Consider the following 5,723-nt stretch of genomic DNA (forward strand, 5'->3'; position numbering starts at 1 on the left):
GTGACCACGGCCAGCAGAAGTGGCTCGCCGGGAACCCCGCCCCGCGGGCGGCGGTTTGGGCGACGGTGACGACCGGCGCATACGTGCCCGGTGCGGTCAACGGCCTGCTCCTGGGGCCCGACCGCTACCTCGCGCCACGCCAGTGGGGGCCCGTCGTCAGCGGCAAGGACGTCTTCACGGAAGCCGTCTCCGCCGTCTACCAGTGGGTCGGCCTGAAGGTGACGTACATCGACGACTGGTACACGTACCACCTCGGCATGGGTGAAGTGCACTGCGGCACCCACACCCTGCGCGACGCGACGGCCGCGTGGTGGCAGCGCCCTGTGGCCAACCGCGACGAGTCGTAGACAGCGCCTTCAGCCGGCGCGGGAGGTTACCGGCTGCGGGGGCGGGGACCGTCGTACCGCTGGTCGGTGACGGGCTCCGCCCACCGGGTCTCCGGTGTGCCGTCGCCGGTGCCGTCGCGGATGCCGATCAGGGGAGCTCACCCTGGCCTTCGAGGGCCTGGAACGGGCCGCCGGCTCCGGCCTGCCCCTGACCGTCTACGCCACCGAGCCCGGCTCACCATCCGAACAGGCCTTGCACCCGCTCGCCTCCTGGGCCGCTCCGACGGGGTGGAAAGGACGGGCTCCTGGCTCGCCGACTGCCACCGGCTCCCCTGCCGCTACGAACGAACGGCAGATTCCTTCCTCGTCCTCGTCGGCCCAGTCAGAGCCTCCGGCACTGCTGGTGCAGTCCCGCAACGGCGCGCTCTCGCGGATGAGTCAGTCTCGTCCGCCACCTCGGCGATCCACGTCAACAGCACCAGAGCATCCTCTCCTACGAGGAAAGGCGATGCTCAAGGGGAACAAGAGGCTCGTCGGTCCGTACCATCTCTACACCGAGGCATCTTGCGGCACATGCGGCGTCCCACCGGGCCGCCGGGGCCCGGCTCTCCAGACGGGTGTCATCCGCAGTACGCCTCCAACGCCGAGGAAAGGCAAGCACCATGCCCGAGACGACAACTCCCGCCACCGAACTGGCATCTCAGTACATCGCCCAGGTGACCGGCGACCTCGATGCAAACGTCAAGGAGCAGGAACGTGTCAGTGCGGAGATCGCGTCGCTGCAGGAGCAGCTCGCCGCTCTGCAGCACGACCACGGCGTGCTGGTGAGCATGCACCAGGCACTCGGCATCACCACCACGCCGACCGAGTCCGCCTCCGACTCCGCACCTGCCGTGGTGCCCTCTCCGCGGCGGAAGAAGGACGGCGCCTCAGCCGGCGGGAAGCAGAAGGCACGCAAGGCCACCACCGCCACGCCGGCGAAGCGGACAGCCAGGAAGCCCGCGGCCAAGACGGCAAGCACCGTCAAGTCAGAAGGCACCACCAAGACGACAGGCGGCTCCAAGCCAGCAAGCACCACCAAGACGACAAGCGGCTCCAAGTCCGCCGAGCCCACCCTCGTCGAGCTCATTCGCCGTCACCTCGCCGTGCAGAAGGAACCGCGCTCCGCCACGGAGATCTCCACGGCGCTCGGACAGGCGCACCCCCACCGCGACATCGCGGCCAAGGTCGTGCGCGTCACGCTCGAGGGGCTCGTGGCCAAGAGTCAGGCCGAGCGCTCGAAGCAGGGCAGGTCCGTCTTCTACACCGCCCCTGCCGCGCAGTCGGCGGCCGCGCCGGAAGCCGGGGCACAGCCCGTGGACTCTGACAGCTGATGACGCAGGGGCATGCCCGGACCCCGCCGGCTACGGCGTGCCGGAAAGGCGGACCGTGACGACGAGACCGCCGGCGGGGCGGGCGACGAGGTCGAGGGTCCCGTCATGGGCTCGGACGACGCTGTGCACGATCGCCAGGCCGAGCCCGACGCCGGCGTGCTCGTCGGTGCGTACGCGTTCCGTTCCGCGCTGAAAGGGTTCGGTGAGGGTCGGGACCAGATCCGGTGACACGGGAAGGCCCGTGTTCGCGACCCGCAGCACGCTCGCGTCCTGCTGCGTTTCGGTGTGGACCGTCACGGCGCCGCTGACCGGGAGGTTGTGGACGACGGCGTTCTGGACGAGGATCGTCACCATCCGCAGCAGGAGCTCGGCGGAGCCGCTGGTCCGGGCCGCCACGCCGGTGACGTCCAGTGTGATCCCGCGCTGTTCGGCGAGGCCGAGCAGGGTTTCGGCGGCCTCTTCGGCGACGAGGGACAGGTCGACGCTGTCGCGGACGAAGTTTCCGCGGTCGCTGCGGCTGAGCAGCAGGAGGGCCTCGGTCAGGTCGATCGCGCGCGCGTTGACAGCCCGCAGGCGTTCGAAGAGTTCGTCCTGGTGCCGCGTGGGGTCCTTGCGGGCGAGGTCGAGCAGCGTCTGTGAGATGGCCAGCGGGGTGCGCAGTTCGTGAGAGGCGTTGGCGCGAACCTCTGCTGCTCACCGAGGTGCGACTCGAGTTGGTCGAGCATGTGTCGAACGCGTCGGCGAGTTCACGGAACTCCTCCCGGCGGCCTTCCATGCGGATCCGGTGGGACAGCGATCCATGCCCGGCCAACCGTGCCGCCGACCTGATCTGTGCCAGCGGCGCGAGCATCCGGCCGGCGAGGATCCACCCCCCGACGAGGCCCAACACGAGCAGGAAGGCCATCGCCACGGCCGCGGCGCGACCGAAGATGCGCGAGAGGAGGAACCGGTTGGGGGAGACCCCGAGCAGGCCCTGGGAGTTGTCGGGGACGTAGCGCAGCAGGAACAGCCACACCACGGCCAGCAGTACGGCACCGGTGACGAGAACGAGTCCGGCATAGCTGAGGGTGAGTTTCAGGCGCGCGCTGAGTCCTGAGCGCCTATTCATGGGCACTGCCGGGGCCGATGCGGTAGCCGACGCCCGGCACCGTGGCGATGATCCATGGTTCGCCGAGCCGTTTGCGCAATGCGGAGACGGTGATGCGGACGGCGTTGGTGAAGGGGTCGGCGTTCTCGTCCCAGGCCCGCTCCAGCAGCTCTTCGGAGCCGACTACACCGCCTTCGGCGGCGACGAGGACTTCGAGCACGGCGAACTGCTTGCGCGTGAGCGCGACATAGCGTCCGTCGCGGAAGACCTCCCGGCGGAAGGGGTCGAGGCGCAGGCCCGCGATCTCACGGACCGGAGGGCGGACGTACGCGCGCCTGCGGTCGAGCGCCCGCAGCCGCAGGACGAGCTCGCGCAGCTCGAAGGGTTTGGTGAGGTAGTCGTCGGCGCCGAGCTCGAAGCCGGAGGCGTTGTCGTCGATCCGGTCGGCAGCGGTGAGCATGAGGATCGGCATGCCACTGCCGGAGGCGACGATGCGCCGGGCGACCTCATCACCGGAGGGGCCGGGAATGTCTCGGTCGAGGACCGCGAGGTCGTAGGAGTTGACGCTGAGCATTCCAGGGCGGCGTCGCCGTCGCCGCGATGTCGGCGGCGATCGCCTCCAGCCGCAGCCCGTCCCCGGACGGCTTCGGCCAGGTAGGGCTCGTCCTCCACGATCAGTACACGCATGTCCGAAGCCTAAGCAGCGCCGCATACCGCCGGCGTATGCAAAGACGAGGCACACCGGACACACAACTCAGGTGCCGGTGCCGGCGCGGGGCGAGGCCGGTCCGCCGGTGCCTTAGTGGTGGTGCGCCACCAGCGGCGCGACGCCAGCGCGGCCAGCACGGCGCCGGTGGCGTTCACCAGGACGTCGTCCACGGAGGTCACCCGGTCCAGTCGCAGGACGTACTGTGCGGTTTCGACCAGGACCGAGCAGCCCGCCCCGAGCGCCAGGACCCGCGGCACGGACGCGAACGCCGCGAACCGCATCGGGGTGAAGAGCCCCAGCGCCCGCGAAGACCAGCAGGTTGCCACCGATGCCGATCGGGCCCAGGTCCCGCAGTGGTACCAGGCTCACCCGGGCGGGCACGGTGCCGGCCCCGCCGCCCGGCATCAGGGTGATCCACAGAAACGGCACCGTGCCGTAGACCATGCCCACCTCGGCCAGCGAGATCCGCCATGCCGACATGGCACCGGCGGCCGGGCCAGAGCCCAGACCACCAGCCCGGCAGGCGGCAGCGCGGCCAGGGTGAGGAGCACGACACCGTTGAAGGTGTCGAAGCAGCCGTGCCACCTGCAGGCCATGCACGCCGGAGCGGACATCAGGAGCGGCCGCCGCACGACGAACACGGGGCCCGAAAGGCCGAGGATCGCCAGGACGAGGAGCACGATGCCGCGCGTGCGGCGGGGCGGTGCCGGCAGGGATACGGGCGAACTGCGCCGACTTCAGCATCAGTTCGCCGACCAGCGCGGTCAGTTCGGGGCTGTCCGGGTCGGCTCCGCCGACCGCCCGCAGATGCGCGACCGACAGGGCGACGGTTTCCTCCCACGGCTCGTAGAGCGTCCGGCCGACGGGGTGGAGGAAGACGTAGCGAGTGAGGTTCCGCTGCTCCTCCGGCCAGTCCCAGAGCCCGGGCATGAGCCGTCGCCCAGGCGGGTTCGCGGCCAGCACCCGGTTGTACCGGCTCACCACATAGGCCGGGAGCGGACGCACCGACTCCAGCATCCGCAGCACCGAGCCGCGCACGGCGTGGTCCGGGCATGCGGGTAGCTCGGTGGGGCGGCCGGAGGCCAGTTCGGCGAGTTCGTGCAGGCGTTCGTAACCGTCGCCACGCAGTCCGAGGGTGCGGCCCAGGGCGTCCACGACGGCGGGCGACGGGTTGGTCTCCCGGCCGCGCTCCAGGCGGATGTAGTAGTCGACGCTCACTCCGGCCAGCGCAGCCAGCTCCTCGCGGCGCAGTCCGGGAGTGCGCCGCACTCCAGCGCCGGCCGGGAGACCGACGTCCTCCGGGCGTACCTGCGCTCTGCGGGCCTTCAGGTATCGCCCGAGCTCCGTGCCCCTCGCGTGCGCTGCTGTCATCCGGTCATTGTTTCAGTCGGTCAAGAAGCGTGGGGGGCCGTGTCAGGGCCTGGGACGCCGCACCCGGGGCAGGGCGCGGTCTGCCGCGCGGCGGCGCGCGGGCTCAGAGTTGATGCCGGAGCGGGCGGCCCGGCCGCCGGAGCCCAGGGGGTGCGCGACACACGCCGGTCTGGCTCGTGCTCGTCCTGCTGCTGCCGTTGAGCGTCGGCGGGGCGCTCGCGGTACCGGCGTTGACCGCGCTGCTGATGGACGCCGTCCCGCAGGAGCGCGCGGGAACCGCCTCCGGTCTCCTCAACTCCCTTCGTCAGACCGGCGGTGCGCTCGCCGTCGCCGTCTTCGGCAGCCTGCTCGTCGGCCCCGCCGGGGTGTTCTCCCTGCCGGGCATGCGCGTCGGCCTCGTCATCGTCGCGGCCCTCCTCCTCGCCACCGCCCTCCTCGCCCGTCTTCTCCTGCCCCGTGGCTGACGCGCGGTGCGACAGGATGAGGCCTTCAACCAGGAGGCCGTGGAATGGGTTACGACCTGAAGGCAGTGATCGCCGGCGAGGAGATACTGCGGGCCGCCCCGCGGGACCTGTGCGCCGTCCGACTCGCGTCGATCGGACAGGGACTGTCGTTGATGCCGGTGACAGACGCGCTGCTCGAAGCCGTCGCGGACGGCAGCGGTGACGGCGCCTCGGAATTGCGGCGCTTCCCCGGAGGATTCGAGAAGGTACTCGCCCGCTGGTCGGCCGGTGGGCCGGTGGCGTATGTGGAGGCGGAGTACTTCGGCGGCGTCGGCGAGCAGTGGGCGGCCGTATGGGACGCCGGCGCCATCGTGCTCGCTCCGCTGCACGTGGACGTGGGGGTGCCCTTCCCAC

2 protein-coding genes and 7 pseudogenes are annotated in these 5,723 nt (G+C 70.9%); 5 read left to right on the forward strand and 4 right to left on the reverse strand.

The genetic code is table 11. From position 1 onward, the window contains the following. The 3 genes and pseudogenes from ABZ281_RS34780 to ABZ281_RS34790 form a co-directional block, all read left to right on the forward strand. Window positions 1-347, forward strand: a 347-nt coding sequence (locus ABZ281_RS34780) for a protein-arginine deiminase family protein (protein WP_356662046.1), incomplete at its 5' end; no start/stop codon positions are given. A gap of 130 nt (window positions 348-477) precedes the next feature. Further along, window positions 478-606, forward strand: a pseudogene (locus ABZ281_RS34785) (transcriptional regulator); the annotation flags it as partial. 382 nt (window positions 607-988) lie between these two features. After that, on the forward strand, window positions 989-1,699 hold the full coding sequence (locus tag ABZ281_RS34790; protein ID WP_356662048.1) for a hypothetical protein: 711 nt from the start codon (window positions 989-991) through the stop codon (window positions 1,697-1,699). 30 nt (window positions 1,700-1,729) lie between these two features. On the opposite strand, the pseudogene ABZ281_RS34795 reads toward ABZ281_RS34790, so the two are convergent. The 4 pseudogenes from ABZ281_RS34795 to ABZ281_RS34810 form a co-directional block, all read right to left on the reverse strand. Then, window positions 1,730-2,807, reverse strand: a pseudogene (locus ABZ281_RS34795) (HAMP domain-containing sensor histidine kinase). Further along, a pseudogene (locus tag ABZ281_RS34800) lies at window positions 2,800-3,473 on the reverse strand (response regulator transcription factor). The pseudogenes ABZ281_RS34795 and ABZ281_RS34800 overlap by 8 nt, the downstream one beginning before the upstream one ends. Window positions 3,474-3,482: 9 nt before the next feature. Further along, window positions 3,483-4,175 (reverse strand): annotated as a pseudogene (locus tag ABZ281_RS34805) (VanZ family protein). Window positions 4,176-4,209: 34 nt separating this feature from the next. Continuing rightward, window positions 4,210-4,866: pseudogene (locus tag ABZ281_RS34810) on the reverse strand (helix-turn-helix domain-containing protein); the annotation flags it as partial. Between the two features lie 158 nt (window positions 4,867-5,024). On the opposite strand from ABZ281_RS34810, the pseudogene ABZ281_RS34815 reads away from it, so the two are divergent. Further along, window positions 5,025-5,330 (forward strand): annotated as a pseudogene (locus ABZ281_RS34815) (MFS transporter); the annotation flags it as partial. Between the two features lie 44 nt (window positions 5,331-5,374). Continuing rightward, window positions 5,375-5,723: pseudogene (locus ABZ281_RS34820) on the forward strand (hypothetical protein); the annotation flags it as partial.

The sequence above is a fragment of the Streptomyces sp. NPDC006265 genome (assembly GCF_040613555.1).
In the GTDB taxonomy this organism is placed as follows: Bacteria; Actinomycetota; Actinomycetes; order Streptomycetales; family Streptomycetaceae; genus Streptomyces.